The sequence below is a fragment of the Nonomuraea sp. NPDC059007 genome, assembly GCF_042740555.1.
GTDB lineage: Bacteria > Actinomycetota > Actinomycetes > Streptosporangiales > Streptosporangiaceae > Nonomuraea.
In genome coordinates, this window is record NZ_JBHYJD010000029.1 from 87,990 (window position 1) to 112,133 (window position 24,144).

Sequence of the window (24,144 nt, forward strand, 5' to 3'; positions counted from 1 at the left end):
GAGGTGTGCTCATGGCCCGCGACCGATCGCCCGACATCGCCGTGACGGGAATCTCCGCCAGGTTCCCCGGCTCGAAGGACCTCGACGCGTGGTGGGCCGCGCTGACGTCGGGGAAGGTGCTCACTACGCGCTACGACAGGGCCGCGCTGCTGGCCGCCGGAGTGCCGGCCGCGCTGGCCGACGACCCCGGCTACGTGCCCGTGCGCGGCCACCTCGACGGCGCCGACCGCTTCGACAACACGCTCTTCCGGGTCAGCGCCCGCGAGGCGCAGCTCATGGACCCGCAGCACCGCCTCATGCTGGAAGCGGCATGGGCGGCGCTGGAGGACGCCGGGGCCGGGCGGCCGGGCGAGGACTCCCGCACCGGCGTGTACGCCTCCAGCAGCGGCAGCGGCTACCTGCGCAGCCTGGTCACCGGCCGTACGCTCGACCCGGCCACGCTCGACCAGGTCATCCACGGCACCGAGCCCGACTTCATGGCCGGCCGCATCGCCTACAAGCTCGGCCTGACCGGGCCCGCCATGGCCGTGCAGACCGCCTGCTCGTCCTCGCTGGTCGGCGTCCACCTGGCCGTGCAGGCGCTGGTCGCCGGCGACTGCGACCAGGCCGTCGTCGTGGCGGCCGGGCTCGGGTTCCCGCAGGCCGGGTACCTGTGCGTGCCGGGCGGGATCCAGTCGGCCGCCGGTTCCTGCCGGCCGTTCGACGCGCGGGCCGACGGCGTGGTCGCCGGGTCCGGGGTGGTCTGCGTGGTGCTGCGGCGGCTGGCCGACGCCTTGGAGGACGGGCCTTCGCCGTACGGGATCATCCTCGGCACGGCGATCAACAACGACGGCGCGGCCAAGGCCGGCTACCACGCCCCCTCCGTGGCCGGGCAGGAGTCCGTGATCAGGTCCGCGCTGCGCGCGGCCGGCGTCGGCGCCGAGTCCATCGGCTACCTGGAGGCGCACGCGACCGGTACCCGGGTCGGCGACCCCATCGAGTGGTCGGCGGCCTCGGCGGCGCTCAAGGGCATGGGCGCCGGGCCGGGGCAGGTGGCGGTGGGGGCGCTCAAGGCCAACATCGGCCACCTCGACGCGGCCGCCGGGCTCGCCGCCCTGGTCAAGGCGTTGCTGGTGGTGCGCGAGGGCGTCGTACCGCCGGTGGCCGGGTTCACCAGGCTCAGCCCGCTGCTGGAGACCGGTGACTCGCCCCTGCGGGTGCCGGCGGAGCTCGCCGCCTGGACCGGGCCGCTGCCGCGCCGCGCGGGGGTCAGCGCCTTCGGCATCGGCGGCACCAACGCCCACGTGGTCATCGAACAACCCCCCGCCCTCTCCCCCCTCGACGGCTCGGGCGGAGAGACCGCGCACCTCGTGCTGGTGTCGGCGGCCGACCGAGAGGCGCTGGACCGGTCGGCGCGCCGGCTCGCGAGCCACCTCGCCACGCGCGCGCCCGATCTGGCCGACGTGTCCTTCACGCTGGCCACCGGCCGGGCGGAGCTGCAGGAGCGGCTGGCGGTGTCGGGGCGCACGGCCGCCGAGGTGGCCGCGGCCCTGCCGGACGGCGCGGCCCGGGGGCGCCGTCCGGCGGACGGCCCCGCTCCGGTCGTCTTCCTCTTTCCCGGCCAGGGCAGCCAGCGTCCGGGGATGGCGGTGCCGTTCGCGCGGTCGCTGCCGGGCTTCCCCGCCGCGCTGGCCGCCTGCCTGGACTGCTTCTCACCGGAACTCGCCGAGCGGGTCGAGCGGGCGCTGCTCGACCCCGCCTTCCCCGCCGCCGGCCTGCGGGAGACCGAGCTGGCGCAGCCGTCGCTGTTCGCGCTGGAGCACGCCGCCGCCACCGCCCTCATGGCCTTGGGGGTACGGCCAGCGTCCCTGATCGGCCACAGCCTCGGCGAGATCACCGCCGCCTGCCTGGCCGGGGTGTTCACGCTGCCCGACGCGGCCCGGTTCGTGGCCGTGCGGGGCAGCGCGATGCAGGGCTGCCCGCCCGGGGCCATGATCGCGCTCGGCTGCCCGGAGGCGCAGGCCACGAAGCTGGCCGCCGAAGCCGGGGTGGACCTGGAACTGGCCGCGGTCAACTCGGCCGACTCCTGCGTGCTGGGCGGCACCGTCGCCGCGGTCGAACGCTTCGAGCTGGCCCTGGGCGACAAGGTCTTCCATCGCAGGCTGCGTACCAGCCACGCCTTCCACACGCGTCTGGTCCAGCCCGCGGTGCCGGAGCTGGCGATGGAGCTGACCGACATCCGGCTGCGGCGGCCCGTGCTGCCTTACGCGGCCAACAGCACGGGGCGGGTGATTCCCGCCGGGGTGGTGGTGAGCCCGGAGGCGTTCATCGAACAGGCCCGCCACCCCGTACGCTACGCCGAGGCCATGGCCTCCACCGCCCTGGCGCTGCCCGGCGCGGTCGCGATCGAGATCGGCCCCGGAACCACGCTGTCGGCCCTGGCCGCGAACCTGGTCACCGTACCGCTCTCCCCCGGCCATGCCTCTTCCCACGCGGCCGACGAGGTGCTGAACGCGCTGGGCCGGCTCTGGACCCTCGGCCAGCCCGTCGATCCGCGCGCGCTGTGCGGGGCCGGGCGGCGCGTTCACCTGCCCACCTATCCGTTCGCCGGGCCTCGATGGGTGGCTCCGGAAGCCACCGCCAAGGAGCTCGACCTCGCCCTGCCTGTTGTCGAGAGTCCCTCCTGGGACGGCGTCCCGGTGGATCGGGCCGGCGACGCGCCCGCGGTGCTGGCCGGGCTCTGGACGGAGTTGCTCGGCCGGTCGGATCTGACGGCCGAGTCCGACTTCTTCCAGCTCGGCGGCGACTCGCTGCTCATCACGAGCCTGGCCAGGAAGGTCAACCAGGAGCTCGGGATCCGGGTGCCGATCCGGTCGATGCTGGCCGGCCGTACGCTCGGGCGGCAGACCACCATCGTGCTCGACCTGCTGGCGGAGCCCGTGGCCGCGGCGGGCCCGTGACCGGTACTCCGGCGCCTGGCCCTCACATGGGAGGTCACGTGGGCTTGGGAGCTCTCACAGCACCCCCGGCGCCGCGCTGTGGTCGTGGCCCGTTCTGCCGTGCGCCGGCCTTGCCATGTGTGCCCAGGACCTTGCCACGTGGGTGCCCTTGGAGCCCGGCGGGGTTCGGCGGTGGTCTTGGCCAAGACAGCGCCCGCGCGGCCTGGGGGTGGCGGCGCGGGCGCTGGGTGGATGGCTCCGCAGGACTGCCTGCGCGAGCGCGTGGGCGGGTCGACGCGCGCGTGCGGCGTCGGCCTGCGAAAGCGATCCAGGAGTGGCGATCCAGGAGTGGCGGCGATTCGGGTGTGGCGGTGATTCGCGGCCGGCCGGGGAGGTACACGGCCGGGTGGGGCTTACGGCCAGTCGATCTCCACGCCTTCTGGCAGCGTGGCGGCGACCCGCGAGAGGTCGGGTTGTGCGGCGGGCACCCTGGAGGCGCCCGGCTCCCGCGACGGGTCGGCGTGCGTGTCGGCCGGAGTGATCCTGGTCTTCATGTCCCTGCTCCCTCGGGCGAAGACACCTGTGAGGAGCGCCATGAGGGCGGTGGCCATCGCGATACCGAAGTATCCCCCTGAGGACACGCGATGCTCCCGGGTACGGCTACCTGCCGCGGCGGCGGGGAAGGCGCAGGGGTCCTGGACACGGATCCCGGTCGCGGAACGCGGCTTGTGCGGACCTTCCATCGGAACCCCCGAATGGCAACTGCACCCGAATTTCACAGGAAAAGTTCAGTTTTCTCGCGCCCCCGGCGCGCGGGCCCGGGATCCGATCAGCGATGTGCATCGTCCCGGGCCTTTTCCCGAATGCGACGGCGTTCTGCCGGCGATTCAGAAAGGTCAGCCCCAGCCATTCGTGTCCTTGTCGGCCGTGGTCGTGTTGGGCGGCGCCGCGGCGTAGGCGGCGGAGGACACGGCGGCGACAGAAGAGAAAGCGGCGGCGCTGATGATGATCGGAAGGGCGATTCGCTTGGCCATCGTGCTGATCATTGTTCTTCCTCCTTCTGGTATTTCCTGAAGCGCTTGCTTCGCTTTTGATTCTTGACCGCCGCAATGCCGAAATCGAGGATTTCAGGTGTCAGCACCCTGCAATGGCAGGACCGTGTCAAAGAGCCCGATAAAAGGACATGCGAATATGCCGGGCCGATTGAACGCGCACTTAACGCAAGGCGAAAGCGCGCCCAATGGTCCGGGAACGTCCCGCCACCCCGGCGGGCCGAATGAGGTTCGGAAATCGCTATCCACGACCGAGGTCGTCGAGTATGGAATTCCACGCGAGGTCGAAGCCCTCGGCCAGGCATCCGTCCAGGACGGCCTCGCCCCGTCCCGTGCCGACCTCCATCTCGGGCGACATCCAGGCGGCCATGGCGGCCAGCTCGGCGCTCACCCGGCCGGGAAAGCCCGGCAGGCCGGCCAGCCTGCCGATGAACACCACCAGTTCCGGCCGGGTGATCGCCGAGACCGCGACGAGGAGCCTGGCGGTCAGCACCGCCATCTCCGCCACGATCCGCAGCGCGTCCTCGTGTCCCCGCTCGGCGTCTTCGAGCAGGTCGTCCAGCGACAGTTCGCCCAGGCCACGGGTGGCCAGAATGTGTTCCAGGTCCGTCTGGACGGGGCCGTCGGCCGGCCGTTCGCACACCCGGGGTTCGGCGGCGCCCGACATGCGGCCGGCGAGCGTCAGCGCCTCGGGGACGCAGACGGGCACGGGCGAGGCCTGAAGCCGGCCGTCCACGACCAGGCCGATCTCGATGGAACGGCCGACCGCGACGTAAACCATGTCCCTGGCCGCCCGCCGGTCGCTGTTGCGGTACTTGTAGAGCATCTCCATCTCCACCGCCCGCCTGGCCAGGTAGTTCGGCCCGAACAGGCGGCCGAGCGCGCGGTCGACGGCGGCGTGGCAACTGGTGCCCTGCGGGCTGGGCGCCACCTCGCACGGCGGCGCGGAGAAGCCCGCCACCACCCACGTGAGGTCCTCGCGGGCGATGCCGGCCTGCTTGCAGACCAGGTCGACGGTGCGTATGAGGTCGTCGAAGCACTCGGCCTCGTTCTCGCCGCGCAGCGCGGAGACGCGGGTGACCCGCGTGTCGCCGTCCAGCCGGGAGACCGCCCACTTCGCGACGCCGTCGCGGACGTCGACGCCCATGACCCAGCCGGCCTCGCGCCGCACGCGGAAGAGGGTGGCGGCCCGCCCGGGACCGCCGTCCTGCTTGCCGTGGCGCTCGACCAGGCCGTTGTTCTCCAGGTTCATGACCGCCGAGGAGACCGTCGGCTTCGACAATCCGGACACCCTGGCCAGTTCGGCCCGCGAAACCCGGCCGAGGTGGCGGATCAGGTCGAGGACGTAGCGCTCGTTCATCTGGCCGATCACGGTGGGACCGACGCCCCGCACCCTGGTCGAAGGACGCTCAGCGGCGCCGTTTTCCGGGAACTGCGGGACCGGCACCGCCGCCCAGTCGGAAATGATGATGTCCTCCGCCTGGTCGACGATCGTGGCCATGCACTGCGTTATGACCCAATCGCCGCGCCCGGCCGCGTCCAGCGCCTGCTGGCAGATCTCGACGGCCTTGGCCTCCGCTTCCAGAAGCGTCGCCTGCAGGAGGAAAAAGACCACGTTCATGCCGTCTGGCTCGGCTCTTACGTGGAAATGCTCCAGGCCGCTGGCGCGGCCGACGAAGCTCCGAAGGGAGAGTTCGAACCGTTCTGCGTTCGCTCCAGGTGACCGCCCGCTCAATCGGGCCGTGACGATGTACACTATTCATCAATCCCTGATTAAAACCGCAGCACTTTCTCCCAATCGATCTCCATAAGTATATGGCGGCAAATAATTGAAGGGCAGCATGCTGCCGTGTCATGAAGCTGCGGTGGCAGGGTGCTGCCAGCCTCCCCTGCCCCGACCGGCCTGCCGTACTCGCACGAACACACTCTGTGAGGGTGAGCGGGTAGAGGACGACATCAGCACCCACGGCGGGTCTGACGGGCCCGGCGCGCAGCACGCCGGGCGGGCGGTGGATCAACGGCTTACCAGCGCAAACGGAGCCCGCGGCCGCCCGCTTATCTGGACCTCCTATTTCTCACCGCGGTAAAGCACGAGCCGGGCTCGCCAAACTGAGAAAAAGTGGCCAAAGGAAAGGGCCATGTCAAGATTGCCAAAGTAGAATCCCCACGGGAGACTCAACGTCCAACGATGCCCGTTGGCAGCTTCGGGAGGCGGCGTGTTCGAGTCCATAGGTTTGGGCCCAGACGCAGCTACGTTGTACAGCGCAATCCTTGACAACCCCCAGTACGGAGTGAACGACCTGGCGAACCTCCTCGGCTGGCCGCCGAGACGAGTACGCCACATCCTCGACGAGCTTGCCGAGTTATCGCTGGTACGCCCGTCGTGGGAACATCCGGAAACCCTGCTGGCGGTGACCCCCGCGGTGGGGTTCTCCACTCTCCTGGCCCGCCAGGAGCAGGAGCTTCTCCAGCGCCAGCAGGAACTGGCCGCCAACCGGCGGGCGGTGATGGAGCTCATCGAGCAACATTCGAGACAGCGTGCGGCCCAGCACCCCGAGGTCGACCATTTGACCGGCCTCGACGAGATCCGCACCCGCATCGAAGAACTCGCCAACACCTGCCAGACCGAGCTGATGGCCTTCGCGCCCCGCGGCGCGCAGACCAGGGAGGCCATGGAAGCCAGCCGCCCGCTCGATCAGGCCATCCTTGACCGCGGCGTCCTCATGCGGACGATCTACGTGCAGAGCATCTACAACGACAGCTTGACCCTTGAGTACGCCCACTGGCTGACCGAGGCCGGCGCGCTCGTGCGCACCTACGGGGCGCTCTCCCAGCGGCTGCTCATCTACGACAGGGAGAGCGCGCTGGTGCCGGTCAACCCGGAGGAGGAGACCATGGGGGCCGTCCTGATCAGGGGGACGGGGATCGTCAACGCGCTGTGCGAGCACTTCGAGTCGGTGTGGGAGAACTCCGCCGAACTCGGGGCCGGGCAGCCGCGCCGCCAAGGAGAGGAGCTGACCGCGCAGCAACTGGCCGTACTGCGCCTGCTGGCAGACGGCCACACCGACGAGACCATCGCCCGCCGCCTCGGCGTCTCCATCCGGACCACGCGCCGGATCACCGCCGAGCTCATGACACTCCTGGGGGCCCGCAGCCGCTTCCAGGCCGGCGTCCGCGCCACAGAACGCGGCGTCCTCCGCTCCGACCCCTAGCCCATCCGAGGCCCGGTCCGCGTCTCACGCCAGACCGCGCCCCACCCGGAACCCCGCTCTCCCGGTCCTCGCCTCACCGGGTCAGCGGCGGATCCCCCTTTCGCCGGGTCTTCGCACCATCCCAAAAGCCTCCGCCCCGCCCGGGCCGCCGCACGCCCACGGGGAAGCCCCTGCGCGCCCCACCGCCATGCCCAAAGCGTTGAAACCCGGCTGACACGCGCCCGGGGCCTCAGCGCGCACCGGCCGGAGACGCCAAGGCAAAGCCGCGGGACATACGGCCCTATGCCCGGCTGCACGGCCTCCCCGACCTCGAAGCGGGTCGGCCGAGGAGGGATGCCGTGGGCGAGCTCGTCTCGTTCTCCCCGGTCGCGATGCTCACGCCGGTTCCTCCACGGTCTCGGCCAGGGGCCGGGTCACGGGCGGGGCCAGCTCGTCTGCCGGCACGAAGCGGTGCCCGCGCTCCAGCAGGCCCTCGATCAGCGCCGGCAGCGCGGCCACGGTGTTCGAGCGGTCGCCGCCGCCGTCGTGCAGCACGATGACCGAGCCGGGCCGGGTGCGCTCCAGCACGTCGGCGGCGATCTTCGCCGGCTCCGGCATCGTCCAGTCGGCGGCGTCGACGTCCCACAGCACGGTGGTGACGCCGTGGTCGCCGAGCCAGCCGACGACCTCGGGGCTGCGCGCGCCGTACGGCGGGCGGAAGTAGCGGGTCGGGGTGCCGCCCGCGCCGTCGATCGCCTCGTTGGTGCGCTCGATCTGCTCTTCGAGCTGCGATCGGGTGAGGTCGGGCAGGAAGGCGTGCGACCAGGTGTGGTTGCCGATCAGGTGACCGGCCTCGGTCATGCGGGCGATCTCCTCGGAGTGCGCCCCGGCGTGCAGGCCGACGCAGAAGAAGGTGGCGGGCACGCCGTACCTGTCCAGGACGTCGAGGACGCCTCCTGTGTACGGCGGGTGCGGCCCGTCGTCGAAGGTCAGGGCGATGCCGGTGTGCTCGCGCGAGCCGTTGCCGAACCAGCGGCCGGCCCGCTTGAGCGGCTGCTCGGCGGCGACGCTGCGCGCGATGCCGGCCTGGAGCTCGTCCAGGCGGCCGGTGAGCGTGCCGCCGGAGATGCCGAGCCTGGTCAGCTGTGTCAGGTCGCGCCTGGCGGTGTCGGCCAGGGCGCGCGCGGGCACCGAGGCGAGGACCGGCCGCCGGGCGAGCATCCAGGGGTCGGCGCGGTAGACCTCGAGCCCGGCGGCCATGAGGCTGCCGTCGAGGACTCCGTTGGTGCTTTCCACCACGGCCACGAGGGACTGCTCCGGCGCCCGGGCCAGGCGGCGCAGGTAGGCGACGATGCCGTCGCGCTCGTCCGCGGCGAACCTGGCCGGGGAGCGCGCCGCGCGCCCCGTCTGGTCCATGACCTCGACTTCGTAGCCGGCGGAATCCCAGGAGACTCCGGCATAGAGCATCACGTTCTTCCGCCCTCCATGCTTGCCTGTTGTTGCCTAAACGTTGCCATGAATTGCCATAAGTGGCAATGTTGCTCCCACGGCCCCGAGGATCGAGGAACGCCCGACCCTTGGACGCGGCGAGGAACTGCCCGCGGTGCACCCCGGGTTCGGCCCGCGCGGGCGTAGGTGAGCACGATCTCACCTACGCCGCCCTGAAGGCGCGGGCTGGGCGCGGTACTTGCCAAGCCGTCAGGGCGCTGGGCCGCCCCGCGCGTCGTCAGCGTCTCCAGCACCGCCGTCAGGCTCGCGACCCCGCCCGACGCCCTGGACCGGCGCCCTGGTGACGCGTCACAGCCGAAGCTCCTCCAGTTCCCTGACCGCCTGGTCCATGTCGTCGGCGACCCCCTGGCTGAGCAGCCGCTTGTACAGGGCCTCGCCGCCGACGCCGAAGCGGCGGATCTCCCTGGCCCGGGCGCTCATCCTGGCCCGGATCTCCTCGACGATCGGGCCCGCCTCCCCGGCCCAGCCGTACGACTCCAGGAACATCCGCAGCCGGTGCGGCCGCGCGGCGAAGTCCGTGAAGCCCTCCGACGCGGCCACGCGGCGGGCGTGCAGCGGCACCCACCCCAGTGCCGTCCACGCCAGGTCCGACTGGACGGTGGTCGGGCCGGCGAAGTCCCAGTCGAAGAACCCGACCAGCCGTCCCGCCGACCAGGCGGCGTTGAACGAGCTCGCGTCGTTGTGCGCGATGATCATGCCGGGCGACCAGCGCACGCCCGTCCGCCATTCGGCGTCAGGGGGCGGCACGAAGTCGGCGACGGCCTCGTGGTAGTCACGCAGCCACCAGGCGACCTGGCGCAGCGTGTCCTCGGTGCGCGTCCACTCGGGCCAGACCCGGCGCACGCCCATCGTCTCGCCTTCCAGATACGTGAGGACCTCGCGGCCCTCGGAGTCGATTCCCAGGACGCGCGGCGCCCCCTCGAATCCCTTGCCTTCCAGATGTCTCAACAGCGCGTGAACCGTCCGGGTCCAACGCCTGACCGTCCTGCGAACCGTGCCCCCCACACGAACAGCACCACCGTCATTGCCGCCCTCCAACAGACCTCCCCTCAGGAACACCCAGACGATTGTCCGTTCCGTCACCACGCGCGACAAGAGCAACGCGGCGCGCGTTCGCGCGGGTGATCGCCCAGGTGATCACGGGCGGCCTTCAGGTGGCGGACCTGCGGCGTCCGGCGCGCGAAGATCCGGCCGGTGCTTTACGTGGGGGTGCCAGGGGGCTAGCGTCGAAAATGATCCTGCAACAGGAGTGAGGGATGTTCTCGATCACACTCACCGCCGCGGCGCGCGACGCGCTGCGCCCGGATGAGGTGATCTTCTTCGAGTGGCACGGCATCGGCGTGTGCTGCGCGCACGACGGAGAGTTCTCGGCCCGGCCGGTACGCCGGGCCCGGCTCCCCCGCCGCGCACGGCAACTCGGCGACGATCCCGCCTTCGCTCTCCCCGTCGCCTGGATGCACCTCGCCGGGCACGCGGTCACGATCGACTGCCACACGTGGGGGCGCTGGCGGCGCTTCACGACCGACCTCCCCTGCCTAGGAGGGACCGTCCGGTGAAACTGCGATCCATACTCATCTGGACAGCCGTCGCCGTCGTCGGCGCCGTCGGCTGGGGAGTTCTCGCCCTGTCACGGGGTGAGAACGTCAACGCGATCTGGCTTCTGGCCGCGGCGCTGGGCTCGTACGCCATCGCCTACCGCTTCTACGCCCGCTTCATCCTGCGCCGCGTGCTCGGCGCCGACGCCCGGCGCGCCACGCCGGCCGAGCGGCTCAACAACGGCATCGACTACCACCCGACCGACCGGCGTATCTTGTTCGGCCACCACTTCGCCGCGATCGCCGGGGCCGGACCGCTGGTCGGGCCGGTGCTGGCGGCGCAGATGGGCTATCTGCCGGGCACGATCTGGATCGTCGCGGGCGTCATCTTCGCCGGCGCCGTCCAGGACATGGTGATCCTGTTCTTCTCCATGCGCCGCAACGGCAAGAGCCTCGGCCAGATGGCCCGCGACGAGATCGGCCCGATCGGCGGCGCCGCCGCGCTGATCGCGGTCTTCGCCATCATGATCATCTTGCTGGCGGTGCTCGCGCTGGTCGTCGTGGGCGCGCTGGCACGTTCGCCCTGGGGCACCTTCTCGATCGCGATGACCATCCCGATCGCCTTCTTCATGGGCTTCTACCTGCGCAAGCTACGGCCGGGCCGGGTCGTCGAGACGACGGTCATCGGCGTCGGCCTGCTGCTGCTGGCGATCGTCGCCGGCGGCTGGGTGCAGGAGTCGAGCTGGGCGGAGACGTTCACGCTCAGCCCGTCGGCGCTGTCGCTGTGGCTGATCGCCTACGGCTTCGTCGCCGCCGTGCTGCCGGTCTGGATGCTGCTCGCGCCCCGCGACTACCTGTCGACGTTCATGAAGATCGGCACGATCGTGCTGCTCGCGATCGGCGTCGCGATCACCATGCCGGTGATGCGGACGACGGCGTTCACCGACTTCGCCTTCAGCGGCAAGGGCCCGGTCTTCGCCGGGTCGCTGTTCCCGTTCGTCTTCATCATCATCGCCTGCGGGGCGCTGTCGGGCTTCCACTCCCTGATCTCCTCGGGCACCACGCCCAAGATGATCCAGAAGGAGACCCAGGTCCGGATGATCGGCTACGGCTCCATGCTGATGGAGTCGTTCGTGGCGGTCATGGCCATCACCGCGGCCTGCATCCTGAGCCCCGGGCTGTACTTCGCCATGAACTCGCCCGCCGGGGTCGTCGGCGCCACGGTCCAGACGGCCGCCGAGGCGGTGTCGAACATGGGCTTCGTCATCACTCCAGAACAACTCCAGGCGGCGGCGCAGGCCGTACAGGAGGAGACGCTCATCGCCCGGACGGGAGGTGCGCCGACGCTGGCGGTCGGCTTGTCGCAGATCTTCTCCGACTTCATCGGCGGGCCGGGGCTGCAGGCGTTCTGGTACCACTTCGCGATCATGTTCGAGGCGCTGTTCATCCTCACCACCGTGGACGCCGGCACCCGCGTCGGGCGCTTCATGCTGCAGGACACGCTCGGCAACGTGTGGAAGCCGATCGGCCGCGTCAGCTGGTGGCCCGGACTCGTCGGGACCAGCGCGGTGGTCGTGGCGGCCTGGGGCTACTTCCTCTACCAGGGCGTCAACGATCCGCTCGGCGGCATCAACCAGCTCTTCCCGCTGTTCGGCATCGCCAACCAGTTGCTTGCGGCTGTGGCGCTGACCGTGGCGACCACGCTGCTCATCAAGAGCGGGCGGCTGAAATGGGCGTGGGTGACCGGTGTGCCCCTCGCCTGGGACGTCGCGGTGACGCTCACGGCCAGCTACCAGAAGGTCTTCTCCAGCGACCCCGGGCTCGGCTTCTTCGCCCAGCGCAACCGCTTCCAGGCGGCGATCGACCAGGGACAGGTCCTGGCCCCGGCCAAGACGCCCGAGGCCATGCGGCAGATCGTCGTCAACTCGACCGTCGACGGGATCCTGGCGGCGTTGTTCGCGGTGCTCATCATCATCGTGCTGCTGGACGCGATCCGCGTCTGGGTGCGGGCGATCAGGTCGCCCGACCCGCTGCCGAGCACCGAGGAGCCGTTCGTGGAGTCCAAGCTCGTCGAACCGGCCGGGCTGATCGCCACCCGCGAGGAGAAGGAGCTGATGGCCGCCTCAGCCGCGGAGAAGGGCTGAGACCCGGTCGCGGATCCCGGGGGTGTCCAGGCCGCGGATCGTGAGGGTGGTGCGGCGCCGTACGACGTCGTCGACGGTCGCCGCCCACTCGCGCTCGCGCGCGTAGACGACCTGCGCCCAGATGTCGGGCCCGTCCGGATGGATGCGCTCGCCCAGCACCGGGTCCTGCTGGATCAGCCGGGCCAGGTCGAAGGCGAGCGAGCCGTAGTGCGTGGCCAGGTGGCGGGCGATCAGCGGGTCCATCCGCGCGTCCGGCTCGCGGTCGGTGAACAACCGCATCGCGACCGCGTCGGGACTGGCCATCCCCGGCAGCGGTACGGCCGGCAGCACCTTGGCGTGGTCGCCGCCCAGCACCTTCGACAGGGTCTCGAACACGTGCCTGCCGATGTGCCGGTAGGTCGTCCACTTGCCGCCGGCCACCGACAGCATGCCGCCCCTGCCATAGGTCAGGACGGTCTCCCGCTTGGCCGCCGTGACCCGGCCGGGCCCGCCGGGCAGCACGCGCAGCCCGGCGAAGGTGTAGGTGATGTCCTGCCTGGACAGCCCGGTGACCGCGTGGCCGGCCTCGTCGAGGATCTGGCCGACGTCGGCGTCGGTGGCGCGTACCTGCCCGGGGTCGCCGGTGTACTCCTCGTCGGTGGTGCCCAGCAGCAGGTGGTCCTCCCACGGGATGGCGAAGGACACGCGGTACTTGTCGATCGGCGTGGTCAGCGCCGCCTTCCACGGCTCGCGCCGGCGCATGACCACGTGCGCGCCCTTGGACAGCCGGATGCTCGGCTCGGCGGCCTCGTCCTCCATCCGGCGCAGCTCGTCCACCCAGGGGCCGGTGGCGTTGAGCACCAGGTGGGCCTGGACGCCGAACTCCGTGCCGTCGAGCCGGTCGCGCAGCTCCGCCCCGCACACGCTGCCCCGGCTGAAGCGCAGCCCGGCCACCTCGGCGTGGTTGAGCACGACCGCGCCCGCCTCCACCGCCGCGCGCACGGTCATCACCGCGACCCGGCTGTCGTTCATCTGGTGGTCGCCGTAGACGGCGGCGGCGCGCAGGCCGTCCATGCGCAGTTCCGGCACCAGCTCCTGGGCCTTGCGCGGGCCGACGATCCGGCCGAGCGAGGCCGACAGCGCCGAGTACAGGAACACGCCCGCCCCCAGCTTGGCCGCGCCGTGCGGCCCGCCCTTGTACACGGGTACGACGAAGTCGAGCGGCTTGACCAGGTGCGGGGCGATGTCGGCGGCCAGGGCGCGGCGTTCGCGGTGGTTCTCGGCGACGAGCTTGAGGTTGCCGGTCTGCAGGTAGCGCAGGCCGCCGTGGACCAGCTTCGACGACGCGCTGGAGGTGGCGCCGGCGAAGTCGCCCGCGTCCACCATGGCCACGCGCAGCCCCGCCTGGGCGGCCATCCAGGTGACGGAGGTGCCCAGGATGCCGCCGCCGATGACCAGCAGGTCGAACACGGCCCTGGAGAGCTCCTCCCGCGTCTGCTCGCGGCCGGCTCCCGTGACGATCATCATGACTTCTCCACCCAGTCGAGCGTGCGGGCGACGGCCTTGTTCCAGTCGCGGTACTCGCGCTCACGCCGGCCGGGGTCGATCACCGGCCGCCACTCGGCCGCCTTGTGCCAGTTGGCGCGCAGGGTCGCGAGGCCGTCCCAGTAGCCGGTGGCCAGGCCCGCGGCGTAGGCGGCGCCCAGCGCGGTGGTCTCGGCGACCACCGGCCTGATGACCGGCACGTCCAGCACGTCGGCGAGGGTCTGCATGAGCAGGTTGTCGGCGGTCATGCCGCCGTCCACGCGCAGGCCGGTCAGCGCGAGCCCGGCGTCGGCGTTCATCGCCTCGACGACCTCACGGGTCTGGAAGGCCGTCGCCTCCAGGACGGCCCGCGCCAGGTGCCCCTTGTTGACGAAGGCCGTCAGCCCGGCGATGACCCCGCGCGCGTCGCCGCGCCAGTGGGGCGCGAACAGGCCGGAGAAGGCGGGCACGAAGTAGCAGCCGCCGTTGTCGTCGACCGTCTTGGCGAGCGTCTCGATCTCGGCGGCGCTGGAGATCAGGCCGAGGTTGTCGCGCAGCCACTGCACGAGGGAGCCGGTGACGGCGATGGCGCCTTCGAGCGCGTACGTGGCGGGGCCGTCGCCGAGCTGGTAGCCGACGGTGGTGAGCAGGCCGTGCCGGGAGACGACGGGCTTGGCGCCGGTGTTCATCAGCAGGAAGCTGCCCGAGCCGTAGGTGGACTTGGTCTCGCCCGGCTCGAAGCAGGTCTGCCCGAACAGGGCGGCCTGCTGGTCGCCGAGCGCGGCGGCGACCGGGATGCCGCGGAAGTGCCCGTAGACCTCCGACGACGGCCGGATCTCGGGGAGGATCGCCCGCGGCACGCCGAGCGCGGCGAGCAGTTCGTCGTCCCAGGCCAGCGTGTGGATGTTCATCATCAGCGTACGGCTGGCGTTCGTCACGTCGGTGACGTGCCGGCCGGTCAGCTTCCAGATGAGCCAGCTGTCCACCGTCCCGAACAGGATCTCGCCCCGCTCGGCCCGTTCGCGCAGTCCCCGGTCGAGCATCCAGCGCACCTTGGGCCCGGAGAAGTACGTGGTCAGCGGCAGCCCAGCCCGTTCGCGGAAGATCTCGCCGTCCATCCCGGCGATGAGCTCGTCGGTGCGGGTGTCCTGCCAGACGATCGCCGGGCAGACCGGCTCGCCCGTCCGCCGGTCCCACAGCACGGCGGTCTCGCGCTGGTTCGTGATGCCGAGCGCGGCGATCTCCAGCCCGTCGACCGCCTCGGCCAGGACGCCCTGGACCGCCGCCCAGATCTCGGCGGCGTCGTGCTCCACCCAGCCGGGGCGGGGGAAGATCTGGCGGTGCTCGCGCTGGGCGACGGAGATGATGTTGCCGTCGTGGTCGAACACGATGCACCGGCTGGAGGTGGTGCCCTGGTCGATGGCGGCTGCGTACACGGGGAAGCCTCTTTCCACGATGTTCGACAATGCCGAACGCTCGGCAGAATCGTACGGGGTCGGGGGCGGATGTTTCAACGGGCCAGATCGCGGGTGATGGCGCGGGCGGCGTCGCGCACGTAGGAGACGTAGCGCATGTCCAGCGCGCCGTCCCTGGTCAGACGCTCAACGGCGCCCCGGATGCCGATGGCGCCCACGACGACGCCGCTGGGATCCTTGATGGGCGCGGCGACGGAGACCTCGCCCTCCTCCAGCTCCTCCAGCTCGGCGGCCCAGCCCTGGGATCTGACCAGGTCGAGCCCGTCCTCGTCGGACTCCTCGTAGGGGTCGTGGGCCAGCAGGACCTTGCCGAGCGCGGTGGTGCGGGCCGGCAGGTACGCGCCCACCTGCAGGACCTGCATGCTGTCGTCCGGCCGGAAGACGTGGTGGATCACCAGGACCTGGCCCTCGTGCAGGGTGCCGATCCACACGCTCTCCCTGCTGCGCCCGGCCAGGCCGTCGGCCCAGTTGAGCGAGCGGCCGCGCAGCTCGTTGACGTCGAGGTAGCTGCTGCCCAGATGGAGCAGGGTGGCGCCGAGCCGGTACTTGCCGGTGGCGGCGTCCTGCTCCACGAAGCCGACGTGCACGAGGGTGCGCAGGATGCCGTGGAGCGTGCCCTTGGGCAGGGCCGTGGCCCTGGCCAGCTCGGCCACGCCCAGCTGGCGCGGCCCCGCGGCCAGGAGCCTGAGGATGGCCGCGGCCCGCTCGACCGACTGGATCGTCTCTCCCACGGTGCCGACGATAGCGCCTGTTCGGGATTGTCGAACAGCTAGCCCGCATTCTTGATGAAGACGATCCCCTCGGCATCGTGGTCCGGCTCCAGCGGAATGTAGCGGTAGTCGGTGCTGATCCGGGGCACCGGCTTCACGCCCGTCGCCGCCAGCGCCCTGGCGTCCACGACCAGGCGGTCCCCCGGCACGGCGGACAGGATGCCTTCGATCGTGTCCGGCCCCGGCGGCTCCATACCCGGCCAGTGACCGACTCCGGTGGCGAGGAAGGCGTAGCCGTCGCCCAGCCGCGCCTGCGTCATCGCCCCCGCGCTCCACCACGCCACCGGCGTCTCACCCAGCCGCATGGTGCTCCGCTCGCGCTGCAGGTGCCGGTTGTGGGCGTAGACGAGCGTCGGGCCGCGGCGGGCCTCGTGCTCGGCGATCGCCAGCAGGTTGTCGGCCATCATGGCGTCGCGCAGCCCCGTCAGCCGCGGCAGCCGGTCGGGCGTGTCGTCGGCCACCGCCGCGTGGTAGCGCAGCAGGCCGGTCGCCGTCCTGCCGTACAGGCGGGCCCGCCACCAGTCCCGCCCGGACGCCCGGGCCAGCCGGGGAGCCTCGGCGTCGAGGTAGCCGGTGAGGTCGCCGGCGAGCAGGCGCAGCCGTACCGCGTCGTCGGAGCGCCCGATCGAGCGCGCGGGGTTCATCATCGCGTCCAGGTTGTCCCAGCGCTCGTCGGCCCCGAACAGCCCCGCGAAGTCCGCGACGTTCCACGGCAGCGGCAGGTGGGCGGCGAGCGCCGCGTGCAGCCGCAGGAGCGCGTCGCGGGGACTGGCCGCGCCGCTCAGCTCCATCGGCGCGTCGAACCCGTGGAAGCGCAGCCGGTCCTCCTCGCCCCGGCCGCGGTTGTACTCCCGCATCCAGACCACGAGTTCCCGCTCCGCGGCCGACCCGCCGAGCCCGTGGCTGAACCCCTCGCGCATGACCACGTCGAGGTCGCCGTCGCCGCCCGCCACGTAGTCGTCCACGACCAGCCCCTTCAGGCAGTCGCTCTCGACGGTGACCGAGCGGTACCCGGCGTGCCCGACCAGATACCGGAAGAGCTCGTTGCGCAGCCGGGGGAAGACCTCGACGCCGTGCGTGGGCTCCCCCAGGCCCAGCAGCCGCGTGCGCGCCCCGGCCAGCTTCAGCACGGCCGCGCCCAGGTCCCGCGCGTCCGCCCATGTGACGTCATCCATGCTTCAACGGTATCGTTGAACATTCTGTTGAAGCTCTGGAGATTTCATCCGGTACGGCGAGGCCGTAACCTTCAACTCATGAGGCAGCTCCGCCCGATCGACCTGGCCCGCGAGCACGGCATTTCCTCGCAGGCCGTACGCAATTATGAAGAGGCGGGAATCCTCCCGCGGGCCGCGCGCACGCCGAGCGGGTACCGGGCCTATACCCCGCTGCACGCGCAGGCACTGCGCGCCTTCGTCGCCCTGACCCCCGCGCACGGGCACCACACGGCCACCGCGGTCCTTCGCGCGATCAACGAGGACGCGCTGGAGGAGGCCCTGCGGCTCATCGACGAGAGCCACGCCCAGCTCATGGAGGACCGCCGCACGCTGACCGCCGTCGAGAACGCGCTGCGCGACCTGGCACCCACCCCGGCCGAGCACGGCGTCACCCACATCGGCCCGCTGGCCCGCAGGCTGGGCGTGCGCCCCGCCACGCTCCGCAAATGGGAACAGGCCGGCATCCTGCGCCCCGGCCGCGACCCGCGCACCGGCTACCGCGTCTACGCCTCCGCCGACGTGCGCGACGCCCAGTTCGCCCACCAGCTCAGACGCGGCGGCTACCTGCTGGAGCAGATCGCCCCCCTGCTCGCCCAGGTCCGCGCGGCCGGCGGCATCGCGCCGCTGGAGGCCGCGCTGTCGGGCTGGCGCGAGCGGCTGTCGGCCCGCGGCCTGGCCATGCTCGGCGGCGCCGCCGCCCTGGACGCCTACCTGTCCGCCCGCGGCTGAGCCTCCTCGATCCAGCCGCGGTCGATGCCGGGGTTGTCGTCGTGCACGACGAACTCACGTTCTGCCTCCAGTACGGCGAAGCCGCCCGCACCCAGCGCACGTACCAGCGCGTCGAGCCGGTGCCCCGCCACGGACAGGCCGACGCCCCGGCACCGCTGGGTCACATATCGCTCGGCTGAGCCGTCCGGGCATACCCGCCGGGCGTTGCGCGACAGGTGCGCGGAGTGCCGCTGCGCGATCTCGGCCAGCTTCTCCGTGCGCGCGAGGTCGGTCACCGTGACGTGGTGCTCGAAGTAGCATCCGTCGAGCTTCGCGGCCGCGGCGGCGGTCCAGGGCACGTCCCGGTTCCACGGCGCCGCCTCGATCTTCACCCTGACCACGCGGAACCCCGCCTCCCGCAGTCCCGCCGCGCACGTCGCGGCGGCGGCCCGCTGCTCGGGCAGGGTGCCGCGGCCGGCGAGCGTCAGCGTCGGCTGGCAGGTGACGGCGCCGCGCTCCAGCACGACGTGGGTCAGCGTGGCCTGGTTACCCGCCGCCCAGGCGTCCAGCCGTTCCACGTCGCCACCTGGCGCAACGGTCAGATGAATGTCGAATACCCCCGCGAAGTCCACGAAGGCCATGATCCACCACATCGCGGGTTTCTCCGCTTTCCTAGGAAACCTCGTCGTAGTCGCCCCACCCGGCCATCTCACGCCACGTGGGCCAGGTCTGGCCGGTGGCCTGCCGTACCAGCTCACCGGGAACACTGAACGGCGGCGCCTTGCGCGGGTCGGCGAGCGCCTGGGCGAGGATCTCGTCGTGCAGGACGGCGGCGGCGCGCAGCCGCGGCAGCACCGCGTGGACGCGCTCGGCGTAGCCGGCGGGCAGCGGGGGTCCGTCCCCGCCGATGTCGTACCCGGCGCCGGCGGTCACCAGCGCGATCTCCGGGCGCTTGCGCAGGGCGATCGCGGGGCTGAGGTGCAGGGCGACGGCGTCCCAGACCACCTCGGCTCTGTCTCGCGGCAGGCCGTGCTCGACGAGCCAGTTCGCGGCCAGGTCCGCGCCGTCGATCTCGAAGCTGCTCTGCCCGTTGCCCGGCTCGCTGAGCCCCACGTCGTGCAGCACGCAGGCCAGGAAGAACAGCTCGTCGTCGTAGTCGCGGCCCGGCAGCACGCCCTGCGTCTCGCCGGTGAAGCGGCCGTACAGGTAGGTGCGCATGCTGTGGTTGAAGATCGCCGGGCTCTCGATGGCGCGGGCGTGGCGCACGGCCTCGATCGCGAGGGCGGTCCTGGGGAACGGCAGGCCGTCATACGCTTCCATGCCCGGTCCTTTCCGCCCTTTGCGCACGCAGGTGGCGCAGGGCGAGCAGGCCGCCGACGCCGGGGACGAAGGCGCGCCACATGGTCCCCCGCAGGCCCGTGGACGGGGCGAGGGAGGCGGCGGCGATGACGGTCACGTAGGAGATGCCGTGCAGCGGGCCGCCGAACGTCGTGATGACCTTGGCGTGCACCGTGAACAGGTTCGTGAGCAGGACCGCCAGCGAGAGCAGTTCGGCGGCCGAGGCGATCCGCAGCAGGCGCATCCGGCTCACGCCGCCTGCCCGGAGCCGGGCCGTACGATCATCAGGACCACGACGATCGCCCACGCCAGGTTGTAGACGCCGGCGAACATCGACAGCTGCCGCAGCCGCGCCGGGTCGCCTTCGCCCTGGTCGGCCAGGGCATCGCGCTGGCGTGGGTAGATCTGGGTGATGAGAAGCAGGGCCGCGGCGGCGGTCAGGACCATCGACACGATGATCCAGATCTCGCCCATCCGGCCCTGGACTCCGGCCAGGATCATCCCGGCGAGCGGGACCACGAGACCGAAGGCGGCGTACCCGCGGGTGACGCGGTGCAGCGCGACGGCCACCGACCGGCTGCGGCCCTCCCCGGCCGGGGCGGGCGCGTAACGGGGGAACAGGCTCGTCGCCACGGCCGAGCCGCCGACGAACACGATGGCGGCCAGCACGTGGACCGACAGCAGGACATGTTCCAGCATGTCTCCTCCTCCAACCTTCAGGGTGGCTGAAGCTTAGGGCATACTTCAGCCGCCCTGAAGGTTGGGGTACTTCACCGCGGATCGGCCGCCTCAGCGTGAGAGGCCGGGAACCTCAGCGCGGGTCGGGCGCCTGAGCCGGGAAGCCGGGCGCCGCGGCCAGGAAGGCGGCGAGGACGGCCTGGCCGACGCGGCGCTGGACCGGGTCGGCGTCCGGCCCGAACAGGCGCTCGTCCGCCTCGGCCACCGCCTTCCTGGCCGCCCGCAGCAGGTCCAGACCGTCCGGCGTCACCTCGATCGCGGAGGCCGAGCCCGCGCGCGCCGTGTGGTCCCGCACCAGCCCCGCCGCCTCCAGCGACTTCACCGCCGCGTGCACACTCTGCACGGTGACCCCCTGCATACGCGCCAGATCACTGAACGACGCCCCGGGCACCCCCGAGATATGCCCCAGCAGCCCGAGCCTCCTGACCGTCAGATCAAGCGGCGCCAGCGCGGCCGTCAGCTCATTCTCAACCCGCCGCGCCAGAGTCAGCACGATGATGGAGGCGCTGGTCACGGGCGGGCCGAGGCGGTCGTCGTCACTCACCCCGCCAGTTTCCCACCGACTCTCACCGCACCGGCAACCCCGTGACGGCCCGGCCGATGATCAGGCGCTGGATCTCCGACGTGCCCTCGAAGATGGTGTAGTTCTTGACTGCGCGTGATCGCGACCTGGGCAAGGCTGTCGAATCACGACGCCGACCAGGGCTGACACCTCGGAACGCTTGCCGTCCTCTTACAGCGGTTTTCTGAGTCTGACGGAACAGAGACGGAACAAGATCAGTCCTGCGACCCGCGAAAGGACTCGAACCAGCTTCTCGCAATGTTGATCAGTTCATGCTGGTTCAGATGTGCTGTAGGTCGAGTCACCTGAGTCCAGGTATGTTCATGCTCGTTTGCCTGGTGTGGCTCGCATCTTGGCCCCTTTGGGGCGCTCAGCCAATCACGCCTGGGTGCCGGGGCTACCTTCTTGTGCTGATGGATGGCCTGTGGGGCTGGGTTCTGTGTCTCCCTAGATACGCCCTGCTTACGACTCAGTTCCATGGGTAGCGTTTTCGACGGCAGCAATCGTGGCGTCGATGCCGAGAGAAAGTTCCTGCAAGATCTCCGCACGTGACTCACCTGTTACTGCGCTGAGTCGGTGGATGAGATGTTCGGTAGCGAGTCTTGCGGTGATGAAATGCTTGTTCATAGCCGTGAGTGTGGCTGTGCCGCATGCATCCATCACCTCACTAGCTATGGAGCGTTGCCACGGCCATCGGTAGGGGCGGAGCTTTACGTTGAGCTGAACGGACCCGTTGACTTCATGGATCAGTTGCGCTTGCTCATCGATCGATAGGGACTTGTCGCCCATGATCGTGAGCATTCGCATCCACTGTGCTGCGGCGTCTCTCCACATGCTCATATGGCGAGGGTAGACCTGCAAGCAACAAGTGCCTAGCCAGCTTCTGCATGGAACTGCACCGTGACGATCAGTCCAATCTATGATTCGATAGATCCTTAGGGGCGGATCCAGGAAGGCTAACTATGGCGATAATAAGGGACACAGACGAATTAGAGCAGATCGCTAGAATTGAAAGTCAGATTGCACGAAATCGATTCTTCTTCAATATATTTATTGTCACTCTAATCATACTTGCGGCACCATTGCTAATACTGCTGTGGCTCTGGTTCGCCGATTCAGACATCTTCTCTGCTCAAAGTCGTGCGTGGGTGCTACTCGGTACTGCTGGGGCCTATCTACTCATAATCTTATTTTCTATCGCACTACGAACCCAAAGGTATACTCTCGAAGGAGAATTACGGGCAGCCCATGCACGTAAGCGATATCAAGCAACGCCGTCTAGGGCAGCTACGGTAGGTGACCCCCTCACGCAGTTCGAGACAGCAAGGTTTGGATACCCTGTCGAGACGCTGGATTACGTTGAACTAGCAAAGAGAAAAGCAGCTAGAAGCCGGAAGGCGTTCCGAACATCGCAACTTGTGATTTCCCTAGGCTCCATTTCGGTCACCTTCTTGACGGGACTTAATAGTGCAATTGATCCGTCAAATTTGACTAGCTTAGGGGCTGCGATAGTGAGCTTGATAGTGTCGTTCACTACTGCAGTTTCAGCTCTTTTCAAGTGGCGCGAGCAAAGCTTCAACCTGCAACAAACGGCCAATTCCATTGAGCGAGAGTACAGTCACCTGGAACTCTCGATCCTTGATTACAAGGATCGAGCAACCGCTTTTCCTTTGTTTGCTGAGCGAGTCGAAAAATTCAAACAAGAGCAGCGTGATAGAGAGCTGCAGTTGGAACTTTCTCCGGAAAAGAGCTCCAGTCCTCACCAATCCGCAGGTGGAGGAGGTGGAAATGGTCAGGCGATATCCAGTAGCTAACGTCAAGTGCATGTTGACACTCTTGGCCTGCCCGTCTGCCGTCGTCCCACCCGCACGGGTAGCGGGCCAGCCGCGGGGCTGCCCGGCCGCGCGCTCGGTGCCAGGGCCGTAATGGAGCGGGGGCGGCCCCGCGGCTTGTCTGCTAGGGCTTGCCTTGGGACGGCGGCAGACGGACAGGCTTCCACCCCAACCACTCCACCACCGCACGTCGCGATCTTGGCCTGCCCGGAGCCGGAGCGCCCCCGCCGGAGGCATGCAGTAAGGCCTGCCGGCGCCTGGGTCCACGTGCGCTTTGCGAGCTCGGCTTCGTGAGCGGAGTAGTGCGCCTTCTCAGACTTACGGCCCTGAATCTTGTCCGCGCCTGCCGACGGGGCGCGAGTGATCGCGGCTGAGGCGCCGGACCTAAAGTCCGGCGTCCTCATGCTTCCCCTGTCGGCGGCGCGTGCGGCCCGGTCAGGGCCGCTTTAAGTATGAGAAGAAAGTTCTCACAGGTCATTAGCCACTACCGGCCTTTAGGCATACCCACGGACTTGGCCAAGCTCGCAAGGTCGGATAGCTCGATGACTTCGACGCCATGTTCTTGGAGAAGTTCGACTCCCTGACAGTCGGCCACGAACAGGTCGGGCTCTCGCCATGCGATCACGACGCGAGGAATACCGGCTCTAAGGATGAGCTCCGTACAGGTTGTCGGACGGGACTTTCGGAACGAGCAAGGTTCCAAGGTGCTGTAGAGAGTTGTGCCGGACAGAGAGCCATCAACTCTCGATAGGGCGGACTCTTCCGCATGCACATGGATGTCGACATCCCGAGAGTAGCCGCGAGAAACCTCATGTCCGTCCACGTCGACGATGATTGCGCCAACAGAGTAGGCCGTGGATGACGGGGGACATTCCTTGGCGAGCTCGACCGCCTCCATGAGCCACCGTCGATCGACGTCAGTTGCTTCACCATGGTTCATGAGGTGAGGTCTCCAGAGGAACTCTTGGGTAGATAGCGGATCAATACCACGTCGCCAACGTTTCGGACGTCAGCGACTTTCATCCGATGGGCAGATCCTCCGGGAAACATGCCGTCGTTGACGAATCTTGGTGCTTTCGAGTTCCCAACGAAGATGGGTGCAATTGCCAGGTGAATTTCGTCGGCTAGCCCTTCCGTGAGGAACTGAGTATGGATGGTGCTACCGCCCTCGACCATCAGGCGATGCACACCACGTGATCCCAGATCGTCAAGCATGGCGGGCAGATCGAGAGTTGGGCCGGTTCCTACGACGTCGGCCAGATTGCCCAAGTTCTTTTGAACCTTCGCCATGGTTGAGTCTGGGCAGTAGACGACCTTGCCTCCGCCGAAGTGCCAGAACTTAAGGTTGGCGTCCAGATCCCCGCTTCCAGTGATGGTGACCTTGAGAGGGTAGGCCGGAAGTCCTTGGGCCACGCGGTGCGCCCGCCGCTCCTCGGAGTTGACTAGGAGACGTGGGTTGTCTCTTCGCATGGTGGTCGCGCCTATGAGGATGGCATCGCTCTCGGCTCGAACCTGGTCGACACGGTCGAAGTCTGCGGCGTTGGACAAGAGGAGTCGATCAGGTGCCGTGTCGTCGATGTAGCCATCGACCGACATGGCACAGCTCAGGAGCACATGAGGGCGTTGCATGCCGGTGATCCTCCGGGTGTAGGGCC

Annotated in this window: 23 protein-coding genes; 6 read left to right on the top strand and 17 right to left on the bottom strand. The window is 69.5% G+C overall.

From position 1 onward, the window contains the following. Window positions 1-11: 11 nt before the first annotated feature. A complete protein-coding gene (locus ACFWY5_RS37050) occupies window positions 12-2,939 on the top strand; it encodes a type I polyketide synthase (protein ID WP_379637538.1) in 2,928 nt (975 codons plus the stop codon). Window positions 2,940-3,331: 392 nt separating this feature from the next. Here the strand turns inward: ACFWY5_RS37050 and ACFWY5_RS37055 are convergent, their stop codons facing one another. The 3 genes from ACFWY5_RS37055 to ACFWY5_RS37065 form a co-directional block, all read right to left on the bottom strand. Then, the gene (locus ACFWY5_RS37055) at window positions 3,332-3,472 is read right to left on the bottom strand and encodes a hypothetical protein (RefSeq protein ID WP_379637539.1); all 141 of its coding nucleotides are present in this window, start codon (window positions 3,470-3,472) and stop codon (window positions 3,332-3,334) included. Between the two features lie 342 nt (window positions 3,473-3,814). Then, window positions 3,815-3,964: a hypothetical protein gene (locus tag ACFWY5_RS37060; RefSeq protein ID WP_184963740.1), complete on the bottom strand. Its 150-nt coding sequence runs from the start codon at window positions 3,962-3,964 to the stop codon at window positions 3,815-3,817. Window positions 3,965-4,211: 247 nt separating this feature from the next. After that, window positions 4,212-5,591, bottom strand: coding sequence for a MarR family transcriptional regulator (locus ACFWY5_RS37065; protein ID WP_379637540.1), 1,380 nt, complete (start codon window positions 5,589-5,591; stop codon window positions 4,212-4,214). Window positions 5,592-6,225: 634 nt separating this feature from the next. Here ACFWY5_RS37065 and ACFWY5_RS37070 point away from each other — a divergent pair. Continuing rightward, a complete protein-coding gene (locus tag ACFWY5_RS37070) occupies window positions 6,226-7,182 on the top strand; it encodes a helix-turn-helix domain-containing protein (RefSeq protein WP_379637541.1) in 957 nt (318 codons plus the stop codon). A 375-nt stretch (window positions 7,183-7,557) separates the two neighbouring features. Here ACFWY5_RS37070 and ACFWY5_RS37075 read toward each other — a convergent pair whose 3' ends face one another. Further along, the gene (locus ACFWY5_RS37075) at window positions 7,558-8,628 is read right to left on the bottom strand and encodes a polysaccharide deacetylase family protein (protein WP_379637584.1); all 1,071 of its coding nucleotides are present in this window, start codon (window positions 8,626-8,628) and stop codon (window positions 7,558-7,560) included. 330 nt (window positions 8,629-8,958) lie between these two features. After that, entirely contained in the window at window positions 8,959-9,618 is a 660-nt protein-coding gene (locus ACFWY5_RS37080; RefSeq protein ID WP_221340622.1) for a phosphotransferase, read from the bottom strand. A 308-nt stretch (window positions 9,619-9,926) separates the two neighbouring features. On the opposite strand from ACFWY5_RS37080, the gene ACFWY5_RS37085 reads away from it, so the two are divergent. Together ACFWY5_RS37085 and ACFWY5_RS37090 are read left to right on the top strand one after the other, a co-directional pair. Further along, window positions 9,927-10,226: a hypothetical protein gene (locus ACFWY5_RS37085; protein WP_379617953.1), complete on the top strand. Its 300-nt coding sequence runs from the start codon at window positions 9,927-9,929 to the stop codon at window positions 10,224-10,226. Beyond that, window positions 10,223-12,349, top strand: a complete 2,127-nt coding sequence (locus tag ACFWY5_RS37090; RefSeq protein WP_379637542.1) for a carbon starvation CstA family protein — start codon at window positions 10,223-10,225, stop codon at window positions 12,347-12,349. The genes ACFWY5_RS37085 and ACFWY5_RS37090 overlap by 4 nt, the downstream gene beginning before the upstream one ends. Here the strand turns inward: ACFWY5_RS37090 and ACFWY5_RS37095 are convergent. The 4 genes from ACFWY5_RS37095 to ACFWY5_RS37110 all read right to left on the bottom strand — a co-directional run bounded on the left by ACFWY5_RS37095 (window position 12,329) and on the right by ACFWY5_RS37110 (window position 17,272). Next, on the bottom strand, window positions 12,329-13,855 hold the full coding sequence (locus ACFWY5_RS37095; RefSeq protein ID WP_379637543.1) for a glycerol-3-phosphate dehydrogenase/oxidase: 1,527 nt from the start codon (window positions 13,853-13,855) through the stop codon (window positions 12,329-12,331). The genes ACFWY5_RS37090 and ACFWY5_RS37095 overlap by 21 nt on opposite strands. Then, complete coding sequence (gene glpK, locus ACFWY5_RS37100) at window positions 13,852-15,288, bottom strand: glycerol kinase GlpK (protein WP_379637544.1); 1,437 nt, start codon at window positions 15,286-15,288, stop codon at window positions 13,852-13,854. Before glpK ends, ACFWY5_RS37095 begins: the two co-directional genes overlap by 4 nt. Window positions 15,289-15,362: 74 nt before the next feature. Further along, entirely contained in the window at window positions 15,363-16,058 is a 696-nt protein-coding gene (locus tag ACFWY5_RS37105) for an IclR family transcriptional regulator (RefSeq protein ID WP_379637545.1), read from the bottom strand. A gap of 38 nt (window positions 16,059-16,096) precedes the next feature. Beyond that, entirely contained in the window at window positions 16,097-17,272 is a 1,176-nt protein-coding gene (locus ACFWY5_RS37110) for an erythromycin esterase family protein (protein ID WP_379637546.1), read from the bottom strand. Between the two features lie 78 nt (window positions 17,273-17,350). Here ACFWY5_RS37110 and ACFWY5_RS37115 point away from each other — a divergent pair, with 78 nt between their 5' ends. Next, complete coding sequence (locus ACFWY5_RS37115) at window positions 17,351-18,040, top strand: TioE family transcriptional regulator (RefSeq protein ID WP_379637547.1); 690 nt, start codon at window positions 17,351-17,353, stop codon at window positions 18,038-18,040. Here ACFWY5_RS37115 and ACFWY5_RS37120 read toward each other — a convergent pair. From ACFWY5_RS37120 to ACFWY5_RS37145, 6 genes are all read right to left on the bottom strand, one after another. Continuing rightward, window positions 18,019-18,672: a hypothetical protein gene (locus ACFWY5_RS37120; protein ID WP_379637548.1), complete on the bottom strand. Its 654-nt coding sequence runs from the start codon at window positions 18,670-18,672 to the stop codon at window positions 18,019-18,021. The genes ACFWY5_RS37115 and ACFWY5_RS37120 overlap by 22 nt on opposite strands. A gap of 19 nt (window positions 18,673-18,691) precedes the next feature. Beyond that, a complete protein-coding gene (locus ACFWY5_RS37125) occupies window positions 18,692-19,339 on the bottom strand; it encodes an HD domain-containing protein (RefSeq protein ID WP_379637549.1) in 648 nt (215 codons plus the stop codon). Further along, window positions 19,326-19,601, bottom strand: a complete 276-nt coding sequence (locus tag ACFWY5_RS37130) for a hypothetical protein (protein ID WP_379637585.1) — start codon at window positions 19,599-19,601, stop codon at window positions 19,326-19,328. The genes ACFWY5_RS37125 and ACFWY5_RS37130 overlap by 14 nt, the downstream gene beginning before the upstream one ends. 5 nt (window positions 19,602-19,606) lie before the next feature. Further along, window positions 19,607-20,053, bottom strand: a complete 447-nt coding sequence (locus ACFWY5_RS37135; RefSeq protein ID WP_379617996.1) for a hypothetical protein — start codon at window positions 20,051-20,053, stop codon at window positions 19,607-19,609. Window positions 20,054-20,168: 115 nt separating this feature from the next. Further along, the gene (locus ACFWY5_RS37140) at window positions 20,169-20,639 is read right to left on the bottom strand and encodes a MarR family winged helix-turn-helix transcriptional regulator (RefSeq protein WP_379637550.1); all 471 of its coding nucleotides are present in this window, start codon (window positions 20,637-20,639) and stop codon (window positions 20,169-20,171) included. Between the two features lie 480 nt (window positions 20,640-21,119). Continuing rightward, window positions 21,120-21,497 (bottom strand): hypothetical protein, encoded by a 378-nt coding sequence (locus ACFWY5_RS37145; protein ID WP_379637551.1) that lies wholly within the window; start codon window positions 21,495-21,497, stop codon window positions 21,120-21,122. 122 nt (window positions 21,498-21,619) lie between these two features. On the opposite strand from ACFWY5_RS37145, the gene ACFWY5_RS37150 reads away from it, so the two are divergent. Continuing rightward, window positions 21,620-22,471: a DUF4231 domain-containing protein gene (locus ACFWY5_RS37150; protein ID WP_379637552.1), complete on the top strand. Its 852-nt coding sequence runs from the start codon at window positions 21,620-21,622 to the stop codon at window positions 22,469-22,471. 502 nt (window positions 22,472-22,973) lie between these two features. Here ACFWY5_RS37150 and ACFWY5_RS37155 read toward each other — a convergent pair. Next, window positions 22,974-23,429: a dCMP deaminase gene (locus tag ACFWY5_RS37155; RefSeq protein ID WP_379637553.1), complete on the bottom strand. Its 456-nt coding sequence runs from the start codon at window positions 23,427-23,429 to the stop codon at window positions 22,974-22,976. After that, on the bottom strand, window positions 23,426-24,118 hold the full coding sequence (locus ACFWY5_RS37160; protein WP_379637554.1) for a RibD family protein: 693 nt from the start codon (window positions 24,116-24,118) through the stop codon (window positions 23,426-23,428). Before ACFWY5_RS37160 ends, ACFWY5_RS37155 begins: the two co-directional genes overlap by 4 nt. Between the last annotated feature and the right edge of the window lie 26 nt (window positions 24,119-24,144).

Coding starts and splice junctions, on each gene's coding strand:
- ACFWY5_RS37050 (WP_379637538.1), top strand. CDS start 12: ATGGCCCGCGACCGATCGCCCGACATCGCCGTGACGGGAATCTCCGCC.
- ACFWY5_RS37055 (WP_379637539.1), bottom strand. CDS start 3,472: ATGAAGACCAGGATCACTCCGGCCGACACGCACGCCGACCCGTCGCGG.
- ACFWY5_RS37060 (WP_184963740.1), bottom strand. CDS start 3,964: ATGATCAGCACGATGGCCAAGCGAATCGCCCTTCCGATCATCATCAGC.
- ACFWY5_RS37065 (WP_379637540.1), bottom strand. CDS start 5,591: ATGAACGTGGTCTTTTTCCTCCTGCAGGCGACGCTTCTGGAAGCGGAG.
- ACFWY5_RS37075 (WP_379637584.1), bottom strand. CDS start 8,628: ATGCTCTATGCCGGAGTCTCCTGGGATTCCGCCGGCTACGAAGTCGAG.
- ACFWY5_RS37085 (WP_379617953.1), top strand. CDS start 9,927: ATGTTCTCGATCACACTCACCGCCGCGGCGCGCGACGCGCTGCGCCCG.
- ACFWY5_RS37095 (WP_379637543.1), bottom strand. CDS start 13,855: ATGATGATCGTCACGGGAGCCGGCCGCGAGCAGACGCGGGAGGAGCTC.
- ACFWY5_RS37110 (WP_379637546.1), bottom strand. CDS start 17,272: ATGGATGACGTCACATGGGCGGACGCGCGGGACCTGGGCGCGGCCGTG.
- ACFWY5_RS37115 (WP_379637547.1), top strand. CDS start 17,351: ATGAGGCAGCTCCGCCCGATCGACCTGGCCCGCGAGCACGGCATTTCC.
- ACFWY5_RS37120 (WP_379637548.1), bottom strand. CDS start 18,672: ATGTGGTGGATCATGGCCTTCGTGGACTTCGCGGGGGTATTCGACATT.
- ACFWY5_RS37125 (WP_379637549.1), bottom strand. CDS start 19,339: ATGGAAGCGTATGACGGCCTGCCGTTCCCCAGGACCGCCCTCGCGATC.
- ACFWY5_RS37130 (WP_379637585.1), bottom strand. CDS start 19,601: ATGCGCCTGCTGCGGATCGCCTCGGCCGCCGAACTGCTCTCGCTGGCG.
- ACFWY5_RS37145 (WP_379637551.1), bottom strand. CDS start 21,497: ATGAGCATGTGGAGAGACGCCGCAGCACAGTGGATGCGAATGCTCACG.
- ACFWY5_RS37150 (WP_379637552.1), top strand. CDS start 21,620: ATGGCGATAATAAGGGACACAGACGAATTAGAGCAGATCGCTAGAATT.
- ACFWY5_RS37155 (WP_379637553.1), bottom strand. CDS start 23,429: ATGAACCATGGTGAAGCAACTGACGTCGATCGACGGTGGCTCATGGAG.
- ACFWY5_RS37160 (WP_379637554.1), bottom strand. CDS start 24,118: ATGCAACGCCCTCATGTGCTCCTGAGCTGTGCCATGTCGGTCGATGGC.